Below are 15104 nucleotides of genomic sequence, written 5' to 3' on the forward strand. Positions count from 1 at the left end.
GTTCACAGATCCAATGTGGGAGCGAGCCTGCTCGCGAATGGGGCGCCCCAGATCTAGAGGGGCTTGATCGCCGCCGGATTGATCATCCGCGCCAACCCGAGGTTCTTCAGCGCCAGTTGCAGCGAGCTGTGGATAACCTGCGGGTTGTCGATGGTCATCAGCTCGGCCAGTAACTCCCTGGCCTTGCTCAGGTTGATCTGGCGCAGCATCCACTTCACCTTCGGCAAGTTGGTGGCGTTCATCGACAGGCTGTCGAAACCCATCGCCATCAACAGCACGGCCGCCGCCGGGTCACCGGCCATTTCACCGCAGATGCTCACCGGCTTGCCTTCGGCATGGGCGTCACGCACGACGTTCTGCAAGGCCTGAAGCACCGCCGGGTGCAGGTAGTCGTAAAGATCGGCGACCCGCGGGTTGTTACGGTCCACGGCCAACAGGTATTGGGTCAGGTCGTTGGAACCGACCGACAGGAAGTCGACTTGCCGCGCCAGTTCCTTGGTCTGGTACACCGCCGCCGGGATCTCGATCATCACGCCAATCGGCGGCATCGGCACGTCACAGCCTTCGTCGCGCACTTCGCCCCAGGCGCGGTGGATCAGGTGCAGCGCTTCTTCCAATTCATGAATGCCGGAGATCATCGGCAGCAGAATGCGCAGGTTGTTCAAGCCTTCGCTGGCCTTGAGCATGGCACGGGTCTGCACCAGGAAGATTTCCGGGTGGTCGAGGGTGACGCGAATGCCGCGCCAGCCTAGGAACGGGTTGTCTTCCTTGATCGGGAAGTACGACAGTGACTTGTCGCCACCGATGTCCAGGGTGCGCATGGTCACCGGTTGCGGGTGGAACGCGGCCAGTTGTTCGCGGTAGATCGCCAGTTGTTCCTTTTCGCTCGGGAACCGCTGGTTGATCATGAACGGCACTTCGGTGCGGTACAGGCCCACGCCTTCGGCACCGCGCTTCTGCGCGCGCGCCACGTCCGCCAGCAGGCCGGTGTTGACCCACAGCGGCATGCGGTGGCCATCGACCGTGATACACGGCAGATCACGCAGCGCATCCAGCCCGAGGGCCAGTTGCTTCTCTTCCTCGACCACTTCGGCGAACTGCTTGCGCAGCACGTCACTCGGGTTGGTGTAGACCTCGCCGTGGTAGCCGTCGACGATCATCTGGATGCCGTCGACCTTGGAGTACGGCAGGTCGACCAGACCCATCACGGTCGGGATGCCCATGGCGCGGGCGAGAATGGCAACGTGGGAGTTACCGGAACCGAGCACCGACACCAGGCCGGCCAGCTTGCCTTCCGGCACCTCGCCGAGCATCGCCGGCGTCAGTTCTTCGCTGACCAGGATGGTGTTGTCGGGGTAGACCAGGGTTTGCTGGCGCTCTTCCTGCAAATAAGCCAGCAAGCGCCGGCCGAGGTCCTTGACGTCCGAGGCGCGCTCACGCAGGTAAGCGTCGTCCATCAATTCGAAACGGTTGACGTGATCGGTGACCACTTGGCGCAACGCGCCCTGGGCCCACTGACCGGTCTTGATCACCGTGGTGACTTCGCTGCCCAACGCCGCATCGTCGAGCATCATCAAATAGACGTCGAACAGGGCCCGCTCTTCGGGGCGCAACTGCGTGGCGAGCTTGGCCGACAACGCGCGCATGTCGGCGCGCACGCCTTCGATGGCGGTCTTGAACAGCCCGAGTTCGGCGTCGATGTCGGTGATGGTCTTGTCCGGCACCACGTCCAGGTCGGCCGGTGGCAGCATGACCACCGCCGTACCCACTGCCGCACCCGGCGAACCCGGCACGCCGACGAACTTGGCTTCCTGGATGCCTTTGCCCTGACGACCGAGGCCACGGATCGAGCCGGTGGCTTCGGCGTGGGCGATAACGCCGGCGAGCTGCGCGCTCATGGTCACGAGGAAGGCTTCTTCACCTTCATCGAACTGGCGACGTTCTTTTTGCTGAATGACCAACACGCCGACGACGCGGCGGTGGTGAATGATCGGCGCCCCGAGGAATGAGGCGAAGCGCTCTTCACCGGTCTCGGCGAAGTAGCGGTAGCGCGGGTGGTCCGCAGCGTTTTCGAGGTTCAGGGGTTCTTCGCGCGTACCGACCAGGCCAACCAGACCTTCGTTGGGTGCCATGCTGACTTTGCCGATCGAGCGCTTGTTCAAGCCCTCGGTGGCCATCAGCACGAAGCGGTTGGTCTCGGGGTCAAGCAGGTAGACCGAGCAGACCTGGCTGCCCATGGCCTCTTTGACGCGCAACACAATAATCCCCAACGCCGCCTTGAGATCCTTGGCGGAGTTAACTTCCTGGACGATCTTGCGCAGCGTATTGAGCATGGCTCGGGGTCGAACTCCGTCGTCAGTCGCGCGCTAAAAGGCGCGGGGCAAGCTCTTTGAGAGCGCGTCGATACACCTCGCGCTTGAATGTCACCACCTGGCCCAACGGATACCAATAGCTGACCCAGCGCCAGCCATCGAACTCCGGTTTACCGGTCAAATCCATCCGCACCCGCTGCTCGTTGGAGACCAGGCGCAGGAGAAACCATTTCTGTTTCTGGCCGATGCACAGCGGTTGGCTGTGGGTACGTACCAGACGTTGCGGCAAACGATAGCGCAACCAGCCCCGGGTGCAGGCGAGAATTTCAACATCTTCGCGCTCCAGGCCTACTTCTTCGTTCAGCTCGCGGTACAAGGCGTCTTCCGGCGTCTCTTCGGGGTTGATTCCCCCCTGCGGAAACTGCCAGGCATCTTGATTGATTCGGCGAGCCCATAGCACCTGGCCGGCGTCATTCGTCAGAATGATCCCGACATTGGGGCGAAAACCATCGGGGTCGATCACGGCAACAACCTCGCAAACGCATGTCGCCGCATTGTTCCACAAAGGTTGTTAAGGCGGCAACGAAGGTTCCTACCTTATGTGCACTCTTGTGAAAAGACCGTATTCTTGTCGCCTTTTTACTGACTTTTCAGCGGGTAACTGCAATGCGCCTGGCTTTATTCGATTTGGACAACACCCTTCTGGGCGGTGACAGCGATCACGCCTGGGGCGATTACCTGTGCGAGCGCGGCTTTCTCGACGCCGTCGCCTACAAGGCGCGCAACGATGAGTTCTACCAGGATTACCTGGCCGGAAAACTGGATAACGCTGCTTACCTGAACTTCTGCCTGGAAGTCCTCGGGCGCACCGAAATGGCTACGCTGGATCAGTGGCACAGCGACTACATGCGCGACTGCATCGAACCGATCGTGCTGCCCAAGGCTATCGAGTTGCTGGCCAAGCACCGCGCCGCCGGCGACAAACTGGTGATCATCACCGCCACCAACCGCTTCGTCACCGGGCCGATCGCCGAGCGCCTGGGCGTCGAAACCCTGATCGCCACCGAATGCGAAATGGTCGACGGCCGCTACACCGGACGCAGCACCGATGTGCCGTGCTTCCGCGAAGGCAAGGTGACGCGGTTGAATCGCTGGCTGGAAGAAACCGGGTTTACGCTGGAAGACAGCTACTTCTATAGCGACTCGATGAATGATTTGCCGTTGCTGGAGCAGGTGACGAATCCGGTGGCGGTTGATCCGGACCCGAATCTGCGGGCCGAGGCTGAGAAGCGTGGGTGGCCGGTGATTTCGTTGCGCGACTGATATCGCTTTACTGTAGGAGCGAGCTTGCTCGCGAAAAACTCAAGATCGCTGCGGGGCGTCAGGCGCCCCGCGTTTTCGTTAACGCCCATCGCGAGCAGGCTCGCTCCTACACAGGCTTGGCGCCCATCAACCCGGCAATGGCGACAAAACAGACAAAACTGAACAACGCCAGGGCAAAGGTAAATTTACCCACGCCACCCGGCGCCTTGCGCAGCTTGTTCAAGCGCACCAACAACCAGAACCACGCCAACGCCGCCACGGTGTACAGCACACTGGAGGCCAGCAACCAGGTCTGACCCAACGGCCATCCCACCAGGTGCACCATCCACCAGCCGGTAAACGGCATGCTCAGCAGCGCCAGCCCCATCAACAGCCAGACAAATACACGTGGCCGTTGCAGGGTGCGGCTTCCCGCCGTTGCATCACCCTTGCGCCGCGCAAGCAAAACCCAGACGCCCAGGCCCAGCGCACAAGCCAGCAGTACAACGGTTGCCACCATGTGCGCCGCTTTCAGGGCAGTTAACGTTTCCATTGTTCGATTTCCTTATGACCTGCCCAACAGCGTAGCCCCTCAGCCAAGAAACAGCTGATAGGCCGGGTTGTCGCTTTCATCCCAGTACGGATAACCGATTTCTTCCAGCGCCGCCGGCACCAGGTGGCGTTCATCGTGCGGCACTTGCAGACCCGCGACGACCCGGCCATCCGCCGCGCCATGGTTACGGTAATGGAACATCGAGATGTTCCAGCGCCCGCCGAGTTTGTTGAGGAAGTTGAACAACGCCCCCGGACGCTCCGGGAATTCGAAACGCAGGATCACTTCGTCGACCACATGTGCCGCACGCCCGCCGACCATGTGGCGGATGTGCAACTTGGCCAGTTCATTGTCGGTCAGGTCCAGCACCGGGAAACCTTGTTCGCTCAGACTGGCGATCAGGGCGCTGCGCGGGTCGTTTTCCGGGTGGGTCTGCACGCCGACAAAGATGTGCGCTTCGCTGCCGGTGTTGTAGCGATAGTTGAATTCGGTGATCTGGCGCTTGCCGATGGCTTCGCAGAACGCCTTGAAGCTGCCCGGCTTCTCGGGAATGGTCACGGCGATGATCGCTTCGCGGCCCTCGCCCAGCTCCGCACGCTCGGCGACGTGGCGCAGGCGGTCGAAGTTGACGTTGGCCCCGGAGTCGATGGCGACGAAGGTCTGGCCGCTGACGCCGCGCTGCTCGACATACTTCTTGATCCCGGCCACGCCCAAGGCGCCGGCAGGTTCGGTGATCGAGCGGGTATCGTCGTAGATATCCTTGATGGCAGCACAGATTTCATCGGTGCTGACGGTGATCACTTCATCGACATAGTCCTTGCAGATGTCAAAGGTGTGCTGACCGATCTGAGCCACCGCAACACCGTCGGCGAAGATGCCCACGGTCGGCAACACCACACGCTCGCCCGCCGCCATGGCGGCTTGCAGGCAATTGGAGTCATCCGGCTCGACACCGATGATCTTGATGTCAGGGCGCAGGTACTTCACGTATGCCGCAATGCCGGCGATCAGGCCGCCACCACCCACCGGGACGAAAATCGCATCCAGTGGCTGCGGGTGCTGGCGCAGAATCTCCATCGCCACGGTGCCCTGCCCGGCAATGGTGTGGGGATCGTCATACGGGTGAATGTAGACGTAGCCTTTTTCATCGACCAGTTTCAGCGAGTAAGCCAGGGCTTCCGGGAACGAATCGCCGTGCAGCACCACTTTACCGCCGCGCGAGCGCACGCCTTCGACCTTGATCTCCGGGGTGGTCTTTGGCATGACGATGGTCGCTTTCACACCCAGCACCTTCGCCGCCAGGGCCAGGCCTTGCGCATGGTTGCCCGCCGAAGCCGTCACTACGCCGCGGGCGCGCTCTTCGTCGCTCAGCTGGGTCAACTTGTTGTAGGCGCCGCGAATCTTGAAGGAGAACACCGGCTGCAAGTCTTCGCGCTTGAGCCAAATGCTGTTGCCCAGCCGCTCGGAAAGCTGGCGGGCAGACTGCAGCGGGGTTTCTACGGCAACGTCATAAACGCGCGAGGTGAGGATCTTTTTGACGTACTGTTCAAGCATCGGAAAGCATCACTGAGCGGGTTGGGCGGGACCAAGGAGTCTAACCCGGCTTTCGGCCGCACGACCACACTAAACCGGTGGTTTTAAAACGCCGAGAGAGTTCATTACCTGTAGGAGCGAGCTTGCTCGCGAAAAAACCAATGGCGCCGCTGGGTGTCTGGTTTCACGCGTTATCGTTCACGACCATCGCGAGCAAGCTCGCTCCTACAGTTGTCGGGGCAGCAGGTATACACATCCGACCCGCCAATCGGGCAATGACCTTCCCCGCCCCGGGGCCTATAATGCCGGCCTTTCGTTCCCTCCTCGGCACTCCGGAGCCCGCATGAACCAGGATCAACTCAAACAGGCAGTGGCCCAGGCCGCCGTCGACTTCATCCTTCCGAAACTCGACGACAAGAGCATCGTCGGGGTCGGCACCGGCTCCACCGCCAACTGCTTCATCGATGCCCTGGCGCAGCACAAGGGCGCATTCGATGGCGCCGTCGCCAGTTCCGAAGCCACCGCCGCGCGCCTCAAGGGCCACGGGATTCCGGTGTACGAACTGAACACCGTCAGCGACCTGGAGTTCTATGTCGACGGCGCCGATGAAAGCGACGAGCACCTGAACCTGATCAAGGGCGGCGGCGCCGCCCTGACCCGCGAGAAGATCGTCGCGGCCGTGGCCAAGACGTTCATCTGCATCGCCGATGCCAGCAAACTGGTGCCGGTCCTCGGTACTTTCCCGCTGCCGGTGGAAGTCATCCCGATGGCCCGCAGCCATGTAGCCCGCGAACTGGTGAAGCTCGGTGGCGACCCGGTTTACCGCGAAGGCGTGCTAACCGACAACGGCAACATCATCCTCGACGTGTTCAACATGCAGATCACCAACCCGGTGGAGCTGGAGACACGGATCAACGCGATCGTCGGCGTGGTCACCAATGGTTTGTTCGCGGCGCGTCCGGCGGATCTGTTGCTGCTGGGTACCAGTGAAGGCGTGAAGACCCTGCGCGCCGAGTAAGCCAGGCCTTCCACATATTTGTGGACAGATGAAATACCTGTGGGAGCGAGCCTGCTCGCGATGGGGGCGTGTCAGCCAACAAAGATATTGAATGACACACCGCTTTCGCGAGCAGGCTCGCTCCCACATTTGTTTTGTGGTGTCGGTTAGAGTTGCGTGGGTTTCTTGAACACGTAAAACAGGTTCGGCTCGCTGACGAGGTACAGCGTACCGTCGTCGTCCACAGCGATCCCCTCCGCTTGCGGCACGGTTTTCTGCAGGCCCTGGCGCCCCTTGCCCAACGACATTGTGCTCAGCGGACGCCCGCTCACATCCAGCTCCAGAATCAACCGCGACTCATCCGACAGCGCCAGCAAATGCCCGCTGCGCTCGTCGTATTGCAGGCTCGACAGATCCCGCACGAACATCCCGGCATCACGCTTGGGGTCGTTGATCACGTGTACCGAGTAGGATTCTTCAGGATTGAAGCGCGGGAAACCGTGCACCTCGTAGATCAGCATCGGGTTGCGCTCCTTGGCGACGAACAGGCGCTTGCCCACAGAATCGTAAGCCAGGCCCTCGAAACCCTTGTTGCCGCCCATGTGGACGCCGATGGTCATCTGCTCGGCGTCTGCCGCATCGACGAAAGTAGTGTCCTGCTCCAGACGAATCTTGATCAGCCGCTGCTGGCTTTCATCAGTGACCACATAGGTGTCCTCACTGATGAACTCCACCGCCTCCGGATCGCCGAAACCGACCAGCGCCACACGGCGCAAAATCCTGCCGTCGAGGGACAACTCGATCAGCTCGCTGTGTTTGTTGGTGACGGTGAACAGGCTTTTGCGCACCGGGTCGTAGGTCAACGCTGAAACGTTGTCCGCCAGGCCATCGATCACCTGCGCTTCGGTCACGACCCGGTATTGGTCAAGGCCCATGGATTGGGAGCTCACCGGCTGCCACAGCGTATGCAGATTGAACCAGGCACGCTCGAACAGACGCAGGTATTGGCCGAACGCAACCAAGGCGATCAGCGAGATCACCGACAGGATCAGAATCAGGGATTTTGGGCGGGCAAATCGACGCATTCGGGTGGGCTCAGGGTCAAAACAGGCGGATGAAATATCACGCCCGTCTGAACTGAAGCTTAATGGCCGCGGGCCCTTTACGTATACGCGCAGGAGCTGCCGCAGGCTGCGATCTTTTGATCTTAAGCGATTTGGTAGACGCCAAAGTCAAAAGATCGCAGCCTGCGGCAGCTCCTACACGGAGGCATTACCTCTGTTTTTCGAAGCGATAAAACAGGTTCGGCTCACTCACCATGTACAGCGTGCCCGCTTCATCCATGGTCACGCCTTCGGCGCGCGGAATGGTATTTTTCAGGCCGTTGAAGCCACGCAGCAGGGTGATGAAACTGACCTGCTCGCCATTCTTGTCCAGCTCCAGCAACAGGTGCGAGTCGGCGGACAGCGCCAGCATGTGGCCGGTTCGCGGGTCGATGGCCAGCGCCGACAGGTTGCGCATGTCCAGTGCATGACTGGCCAGCTTCAGCTTGTCGCCGGTCAGGACCTTGCCGTCACCCTTCCAGGTAAACAATGCCGGCGGGCGCTCTTCACCCAACACCAGTTGCTGATTGCGCGGATCCCAGGTAACAGCCTCAAAGGCTTTGTTCTGATCTTTGGAAGGGCCGAGGTCGTATTTCGGGAAGTCGGCGATGTTCAGTTCGCGGGTGTCGGCATCGACCTTGACGATAGCGATCAGATGCTCGCGCTCATCGACAATGGCCAGTCGGCCGTCGCCCAGCACGGTGACGCCCTCAGGGTTGCTCCAGCCGACCAATGGCATTTTGCGCAGCACATCACCCTGCAGGTTCAACTCGACCAGGAAGGGGTTCTTGCCCATGACCGAAAACAGGGTCTTGGTCTGAGGGTCATAGGCCACGTCCGATGCTTCGTCCTTCTCCATGCCCGGCAACGGCTTGGCATCGATCACCGCCCGATAGTCCGGCAGCCAGATACTGGCCTGACGCTCGGCCGGGCTTTTGAATTGCTCTTTCACCCAGAGCACGCCCCGCGCATCCCAGTGCATGGCAAATGCAACGCCGTAGGCGACAACGGCCACCAACAAAAGCCAGGTGTGCCAACGCAGGGCGAAACGTGAGCGGCGGGCAGGTTTAAGCGCGGATAGCGGAGGAGTGGCCATTGGGGAATGCGTTCCAGAAATTCAGGCTAGGGGTAATGGCTGTAGGAGCTGGCTTGCCAGCGAAAGCGGTGTAACAGTCAACATGGATGTTGAATGCTGAGGCCTCTTCGCTGGCAAGCCAGCTCCTACAGGGGGCAGCGGTAGATCAGCGAACGCTGCTGCTGAAGCGGCTGGCGCCCGGCAGTTCCAGGACGATCTCGTCACCGACATTCAGCGGACCGACGCCCACTGGCGTGCCGGTGAGGATCACATCCCCGGCCTGCAACGAGAAGCAACCGGCCATGTGCTGGATCATCGGTACGATCGGGTTGAGCATTGCGCTGCTGTTGCCGTCCTGGCGCACTTCGCCGTTGATGGTCAGGCGGATGCCGATGTCGGTCAGGTCGGCAAAGGTGCTGCCAGACACGAATGGAGCAATCACTGCCGCACCGTCGAAGGACTTGGCGATTTCCCACGGCAGGCCCTTGGATTTCAGCTCGGCCTGCTTGTCGCGCAGGGTCAGGTCCAGGGCCGGGGCGAAACCGGAGATGGCGTCGAGCACTTCTTCACGGCTCGGTTTGGTCGACAACGGCTTGCCGATCAATACCGCGATTTCCGCTTCGTAGTGCACCGAGCCGCGCTCGGTGGGAATGCTGAAACCACCTTCCAGCGGCACCACGCAACTGCCCGGCTTGATGAACAGCAGTGGCTCGGTCGGCACCGGGTTATCCAGTTCCTTGGCGTGTTCGGCGTAGTTGCGGCCGATGCACACCACTTTCCCCAACGGGAAATGAATACGCGTACCGTCGACATACTGGTGCTGATAGCTCATTTACCGTCTCCTGCCTTCAAGGGTGCGTAAGGTTTGCAGTTCAAACCGCGAAGATCTTGCCCGGGTTCATGATGCCGTTCGGGTCGAACACTGCCTTGACCGCTTTCATGTACTCGATCTCGACCGGCGAACGGCTGTAGGTCAAGTAATCACGCTTGGTCATGCCCACGCCGTGCTCGGCGGAGATCGAACCGTTGTACTTCTCGACGGTTTCGAACACCCACTTGTTCACGGTGGCGCACTTGGCGAAAAACTCGTCCTTGCTCAGGTTATCCGGCTTGAGGATGTTCAAGTGCAGGTTGCCGTCGCCGATGTGGCCGAACCAGACGATTTCGAAATCCGGGTAGTGTTCGCCGACGATCGCGTCGATTTCCTTCAGGAACGCCGGGACTTTCGATACGGTGACCGAGATGTCGTTCTTGTACGGCGTCCAGTGGGAAATGGTTTCGGAAATGTACTCGCGCAGCTTCCACAGGTTCTGCAGCTGGGTTTCGCTCTGGCTCATCACGCCGTCCAGCACCCAACCCTGCTCGACGCAGTGCTCGAAGGTTTCCAACGCGTGGTTGGCCACTTCTTCGGTGGTCGCTTCGAATTCCAGCAGCGCGTAGAACGGGCAATCGGACTCGAATGGCGCCGGCACGTCCCCACGGGCCATGACCTTGGCCAGGGCCTTGTCGGAGAAGAATTCGAAGGCGGTCAGGTCAAGTTTGCTCTGAAACGCGTGCAATACCGGCATGATCGAGTCGAAATCGGCGGTGCCGAGGACCATCGCGGTCAGGTTTTTCGGCGCGCGATCTAGGCGCATGGTCGCTTCGACCACGAACCCGAGTGTGCCTTCAGCACCGATGAACAGCTGGCGCATGTCGTAGCCGGTGGCGTTCTTGATCAGGTCGCGGTTCAGTTCCAGCACGTCGCCCTTGCCGGTGACGACTTTCATGCCGGCGACCCAGTTACGGGTCATGCCGTAGCGAATCACCTTGATCCCGCCGGCATTGGTGCCGATATTGCCGCCAATCTGGCTCGATCCTGCCGAAGCGAAGTCCACCGGGTAGTACAAGCCGTTTTCTTCGGCCACGTTCTGCAGGTGCTCGGTGACCACGCCCGGCTGACAAACGGCGGTGCGGTCAGTGAGGTTCACATCGAGGATCTGGTTCATGTAGTCGAACGACACGACCACTTCGCCATTGGCTGCCACGGCAGCGGCCGACAAACCGGTACGACCGCCGGACGGCACCAGCGCGACCTTGTGTTTGTTGGCCCACAGGACAATGGCCTGGACCTGCTCGGTGGTCTTGGGGAACACGATGGCAGTGGGGGCCGGGGCGAAATGCTTGGTCCAATCCTTACCGTAAGCATTCAGGGAGTCGGCATCGGTCAGCACCTTGCCAGGCTCAACCAGGGTCTTCAGCTCTTCAATCAGGGCAGGATTGGTCATCGACAGAACTCTCGAACAATTCATGGTCATCCTGAGAACGCTTCACGTCGCAGGAATGAGTGTTTAGCGGGGTGCATATGCTAGCATACCGACCCCGCAGGGTAGTGCCCAAAGGCTGTTCTGCGGTGACGGCATTCCTGCCGTTCGGGTCAGCTCCGGGCTGCGCCCCTCCCTGCCATTTTTCTCCGGGATACAGGTTTACGCAGATGAGCAAGACTTCTCTCGATAAGAGCAAGATCAAGTTCCTTCTTCTCGAAGGCGTCCACCAATCGGCTGTCGACGTCCTCAAGGCGGCGGGCTACACCAGCATCGAGTACCTCACAGGTTCTCTGCCGGAAGCCCAGCTCAAGGAAAAGATCGCTGACGCTCACTTCATCGGCATTCGCTCGCGCACTCAACTGACCGAAGAGATCTTCGATCACGCGAAGAAGCTGGTGGCGGTCGGCTGTTTCTGCATCGGCACCAACCAGGTCGACCTGGACGCTGCCCGCGAACGCGGTATCGCGGTGTTCAACGCGCCCTACTCCAACACCCGTTCCGTAGCGGAGCTGGTGCTGGCCGAAGCGATCCTGCTGCTGCGCGGCATCCCTGAGAAGAACGCTTCCTGCCACCGTGGCGGCTGGATCAAGAGCGCGGCCAACTCCTTCGAGATCCGTGGCAAGAAGCTGGGCATCGTCGGTTACGGCTCGATCGGTACTCAACTGTCGGTCCTGGCGGAAGGCCTGGGCATGCAGGTGTACTTCTACGACACCATCACCAAGCTGCCTTTGGGTAACGCCACTCAGGTAGGCAACCTGCACGAGCTGCTGGCGATGTCCGACATCGTTTCGCTGCACGTACCGGAAACCGCCGCCACCCAGTGGATGATGGGCGAGAAAGAAATCCGCGCCATCAAGAAAGGCGGCATCCTGATCAACGCCGCCCGCGGCACTGTTGTAGAACTGGACCACCTGGCGGCCGCCATCAAGGACAAGCACCTGATCGGCGCGGCCATCGACGTATTCCCGGTGGAGCCACGCTCCAACGACGAAGAGTTCGAAAGCCCGCTGCGTGGCCTGGACAACGTGATCCTGACCCCGCACATCGGCGGCTCTACCGCTGAAGCCCAGGCCAACATCGGTCTGGAAGTTGCGGAAAAACTGGTCAAGTACAGCGACAACGGTACTTCGGTATCGTCCGTGAACTTCCCGGAAGTGGCCCTGCCGGCTCACCCTGGCAAGCACCGCCTGCTGCACATCCACGAAAACATTCCGGGCGTACTCAGCGAGATCAACAAGGTCTTCGCCGAAAACGGCATCAACATCTCCGGTCAGTTCCTGCAGACCAACGAGAAGGTTGGCTACGTGGTGATCGACGTCGACGCCGAGTATTCGGACCTGGCGCAAGAGAAGCTGCAACACGTCAAAGGCACCATCCGTAGCCGTGTGTTGTTCTGATCGCGGCTTGAGCAAAAAAAGGGAGCCTTCGGGCTCCCTTTTTCATTTACGCAACAACGTTACTTGACGTTGACGGTGATCTTCTCGGAAACGATCGGCGGATCGAACGGCATGTGGTTGCTATCGCCCAGTTCAAGCTGCAGGGTGTGCTTGCCCGGCGTGAGCGTTACTTCAGCCTGGGTCTGCGCGGCGCCGAAATGCTGGTGGTTGGCATCTTTGGGGATCGGCGCTCCGGCGGCCGGCAACTCATCGACATCGATCAACAAATGGTGATGACCGGTGTTCTTGGTGGTGTCGCCCGCCGGTGCCAAGGCAATATTCTCGACAGCGAACTTGACGACGACAGTCTGTGGAACAGTCGCGCCGTCCTTGGGAGACACGATGGACACTTCGGCGCCTTTCGGAGCCGGCGTTGCAGCACTGGCCAGCACCGAAACACCCATCAACAGGCCAGCCAAAGCAGCGCGTGACATAAAGGTTTTCATTCTCTTCTCCAGTTTTTTCGTAAAATCCGCGTGACCATGACAACTTCATGGCCATTCGTTGTCGAAGGCACTCGACAACCATAGCAAAGCGAGCCTGAATCAGAGGGTCGCGATAATAAATTCAAAGGAGTGACCATGCGCTTTCTGCCTGGCCTGATCTGCCTGCTACCCCTTCTGAGCCCTTTGGCTCATGCCGAACTGATTGATGACGTCAACGACCGGGGCGAGTTGCGCATAGCCGTTGAAGCCAACACTCCCCCATTCAACTTCAAGGATGGCGACAAGCTCACCGGCTTCGAAGTCGAACTGGGCCAACTGCTGGCAAGTGAACTCGATGTCCGGGCCGACTTTGTCGTCACCGACGGCAGCGATCTGCTGACCGGCGTCGAAAGCGGCAAATACGACATCGCTATCAACCACATAGCAGTGACCCCGGATCTCAGTGATCGTTTCGATTTCAGCGAACCTTACGTTCAAGCCCGGGCGCAATTGATCGCGCAAAAAGAAGAGCCGCGCTCCATTCTGCTGGTGCAGTCGTTGACCGAAGAGAAGCCCAAAACCAACCCGGCCGTGAGCCTGGCGATTCCGTTTCAGAAGGGAAATCCGGCGTTCCATGCCAGCCTGGAAAACGCCTTGCAGCGAATCAAGGATGATGGGCGACTGCAAGCGCTGGAGCAGAAGTGGTTGGGGGCGGGGGCGGATGTGGTACCGAAACAATAACCTGTAGGAGCTGGCTTGCCAGCGATGAGGCCATGACATTCAACGACTATGTTGCCTGTTATACCGTCATCGCTGGCAAGCCAGCTCCTACAAGGATAGGTGTTCGGTGTTAGTTCAGTGCTGCCAAGGCTGCCGCTGCTTGCGGCAATTCCAACTCACTGAACACCTGCACCCCATGGCGCTTGAGCAGCGCCGCCGACACGCCCTCGCCATCGACCTTCACACCGCTGAACGTCCCGTCATAGGTCAGCAGATTGCCGCAGGACGGGCTGTTGGCCTTGAGGACGGCAATGCGGATGCCGTGTTTTTGCACCAATTCCAGTGCCTGATACGCCCCCGACAAAAACTGCGCACTGACGTCCTCGCCCTCGGTAGTGATCACCGAGGCCTGGCCATCGAGGACTTGCACGCCCTGCCCGCCTGGAATTTCCGCGGCCGCCCGAGGCGTCGGCAAACCGCCGGCGACCTCCGGGCACAGCGCCACGACCCGACCTTCGTCGAGCCATTGCTGAAGCTGATCGAACGGCCCGCTGGCCCCGCCGTCGTAACGAACGCGGTGGCCCAACAGGCAGCGGCTGACGAGAATTTTCTGCATGATCAGAACGGCTCGTTGCCGCGCCGCCGGAACCAGCCCGTCAGCGACAGGCGATCGCGGGTCGCGGGCAGGACTTCGTGGGGAACCTCTCCGGAGAGAAACACCACCAGGCAGCCGCCGGTAGGCTGTACGTCGTGGACGCGATCGTTGTCGAGGTACATGCGCAACGAGCCACCGTGCTCGGGAAGCCAGCCGTCATTGAGGTAAACCACCGCCGAAACCATGCGCCGGTCGTCATCGCGAAAGCGATCGACATGCCTGAGGTAGAACGCCCCGGGCGGGTACATCGCAAAATGGCTTTCGAAATCCTCCAGGCCGAGAAACAGACCGCGATTGATCGCCTCGCGCAGGCTGTCCATCAAACTCAGATAGCTGTCGCAAGCCTCGGCCTGACCGGGGTCGATCCATTGGATATGGTCGCCACGAATCCCTTCGCGGATTTCCGAAAACGGTCCACGGCCCACGGCGGCCGGAGCCAGCTCACCCTCGGCAGCACGCTTGCGACACTCGGCCGCCAGCGCTCGGGTCAGGTCCTGAGGCAGGAAAATATTCTGCTGCGACCAGCCGTGCTCGGCCAGGTCGTCGACGATTCGTAACAGCAGCGGGTGATCAGAGGATATTTGCATGGCGCGCATAGTATTCCTGTGCCCGAAAATCCGACAGAGCCGCGCAGCGGGTTGATACGAATTCTCGACAAGTACGGATGCCACACGGAGAATAGTCGCC

At 60.3% G+C, this 15104-nt stretch carries 15 protein-coding genes; 4 read left to right on the top strand and 11 right to left on the bottom strand.

What is annotated here, in order from left to right:
* Window positions 1-53: 53 nt before the first annotated feature.
* Both ptsP and CD175_RS19975 read right to left on the bottom strand, forming a co-directional pair.
* Window positions 54-2333, bottom strand: a complete 2280-nt coding sequence (gene ptsP / locus CD175_RS19970) for a phosphoenolpyruvate--protein phosphotransferase (RefSeq protein ID WP_007976410.1) — start codon at window positions 2331-2333, stop codon at window positions 54-56.
* A 22-nt stretch (window positions 2334-2355) separates the two neighbouring features.
* On the bottom strand, window positions 2356-2835 hold the full coding sequence (locus CD175_RS19975; protein ID WP_053163553.1) for an RNA pyrophosphohydrolase: 480 nt from the start codon (window positions 2833-2835) through the stop codon (window positions 2356-2358).
* Between the two features lie 143 nt (window positions 2836-2978).
* Between CD175_RS19975 and CD175_RS19980 the strand changes: the two genes are divergently transcribed.
* Entirely contained in the window at window positions 2979-3635 is a 657-nt protein-coding gene (locus tag CD175_RS19980; protein WP_102700003.1) for a histidinol-phosphatase, read from the top strand.
* A gap of 106 nt (window positions 3636-3741) precedes the next feature.
* Here CD175_RS19980 and CD175_RS19985 read toward each other — a convergent pair whose 3' ends face one another.
* Window positions 3742-4167 (bottom strand): DUF2269 domain-containing protein, encoded by a 426-nt coding sequence (locus CD175_RS19985; RefSeq protein ID WP_104450181.1) that lies wholly within the window; start codon window positions 4165-4167, stop codon window positions 3742-3744.
* Between the two features lie 39 nt (window positions 4168-4206).
* On the bottom strand, window positions 4207-5721 hold the full coding sequence (ilvA, locus tag CD175_RS19990) for a threonine ammonia-lyase, biosynthetic (RefSeq protein WP_102700005.1): 1515 nt from the start codon (window positions 5719-5721) through the stop codon (window positions 4207-4209).
* Between the two features lie 322 nt (window positions 5722-6043).
* Between ilvA and rpiA the strand changes: the two genes are divergently transcribed.
* A complete protein-coding gene (gene rpiA, locus CD175_RS19995) occupies window positions 6044-6718 on the top strand; it encodes a ribose-5-phosphate isomerase RpiA (RefSeq protein WP_104450182.1) in 675 nt (224 codons plus the stop codon).
* A 146-nt stretch (window positions 6719-6864) separates the two neighbouring features.
* Here the strand turns inward: rpiA and CD175_RS20000 are convergent, their stop codons facing one another.
* The 4 genes from CD175_RS20000 to CD175_RS20015 all read right to left on the bottom strand — a co-directional run bounded on the left by CD175_RS20000 (window position 6865) and on the right by CD175_RS20015 (window position 11142).
* Window positions 6865-7782 carry an SdiA-regulated domain-containing protein gene (locus CD175_RS20000; protein WP_104450183.1) on the bottom strand — a complete coding sequence of 306 codons (918 nt, stop codon included), beginning with the start codon at window positions 7780-7782 and terminating at the stop codon, window positions 6865-6867.
* Window positions 7783-7969: 187 nt separating this feature from the next.
* The gene (locus tag CD175_RS20005) at window positions 7970-8896 is read right to left on the bottom strand and encodes an SdiA-regulated domain-containing protein (protein ID WP_104450184.1); all 927 of its coding nucleotides are present in this window, start codon (window positions 8894-8896) and stop codon (window positions 7970-7972) included.
* A gap of 145 nt (window positions 8897-9041) precedes the next feature.
* Window positions 9042-9707 (bottom strand): fumarylacetoacetate hydrolase family protein, encoded by a 666-nt coding sequence (locus CD175_RS20010; RefSeq protein WP_102699606.1) that lies wholly within the window; start codon window positions 9705-9707, stop codon window positions 9042-9044.
* 40 nt (window positions 9708-9747) lie between these two features.
* The gene (locus CD175_RS20015; RefSeq protein WP_032829505.1) at window positions 9748-11142 is read right to left on the bottom strand and encodes a D-2-hydroxyglutarate dehydrogenase; all 1395 of its coding nucleotides are present in this window, start codon (window positions 11140-11142) and stop codon (window positions 9748-9750) included.
* 206 nt (window positions 11143-11348) lie between these two features.
* Between CD175_RS20015 and serA the strand changes: the two genes are divergently transcribed.
* The gene (gene serA, locus CD175_RS20025; RefSeq protein WP_007976393.1) at window positions 11349-12578 is read left to right on the top strand and encodes a phosphoglycerate dehydrogenase; all 1230 of its coding nucleotides are present in this window, start codon (window positions 11349-11351) and stop codon (window positions 12576-12578) included.
* 59 nt (window positions 12579-12637) lie between these two features.
* On the opposite strand, the gene CD175_RS20030 is transcribed toward serA, so the two are convergent.
* Window positions 12638-13063 carry a DUF4399 domain-containing protein gene (locus CD175_RS20030; RefSeq protein ID WP_104450185.1) on the bottom strand — a complete coding sequence of 142 codons (426 nt, stop codon included), beginning with the start codon at window positions 13061-13063 and terminating at the stop codon, window positions 12638-12640.
* A 135-nt stretch (window positions 13064-13198) separates the two neighbouring features.
* Between CD175_RS20030 and CD175_RS20035 the strand changes: the two genes are divergently transcribed.
* On the top strand, window positions 13199-13783 hold the full coding sequence (locus tag CD175_RS20035) for a transporter substrate-binding domain-containing protein (protein ID WP_104450186.1): 585 nt from the start codon (window positions 13199-13201) through the stop codon (window positions 13781-13783).
* Window positions 13784-13892: 109 nt separating this feature from the next.
* On the opposite strand, the gene CD175_RS20040 is transcribed toward CD175_RS20035, so the two are convergent.
* Entirely contained in the window at window positions 13893-14378 is a 486-nt protein-coding gene (locus CD175_RS20040) for a 2-thiouracil desulfurase family protein (RefSeq protein ID WP_104450187.1), read from the bottom strand.
* 2 nt (window positions 14379-14380) lie between these two features.
* Entirely contained in the window at window positions 14381-15013 is a 633-nt protein-coding gene (locus CD175_RS20045) for a 2OG-Fe(II) oxygenase (protein WP_104450188.1), read from the bottom strand.
* Window positions 15014-15104: the final 91 nt, after the last annotated feature.

The organism is Pseudomonas laurylsulfatiphila (assembly GCF_002934665.1).
Lineage (GTDB): Bacteria > Pseudomonadota > Gammaproteobacteria > Pseudomonadales > Pseudomonadaceae > Aquipseudomonas > Aquipseudomonas laurylsulfatiphila.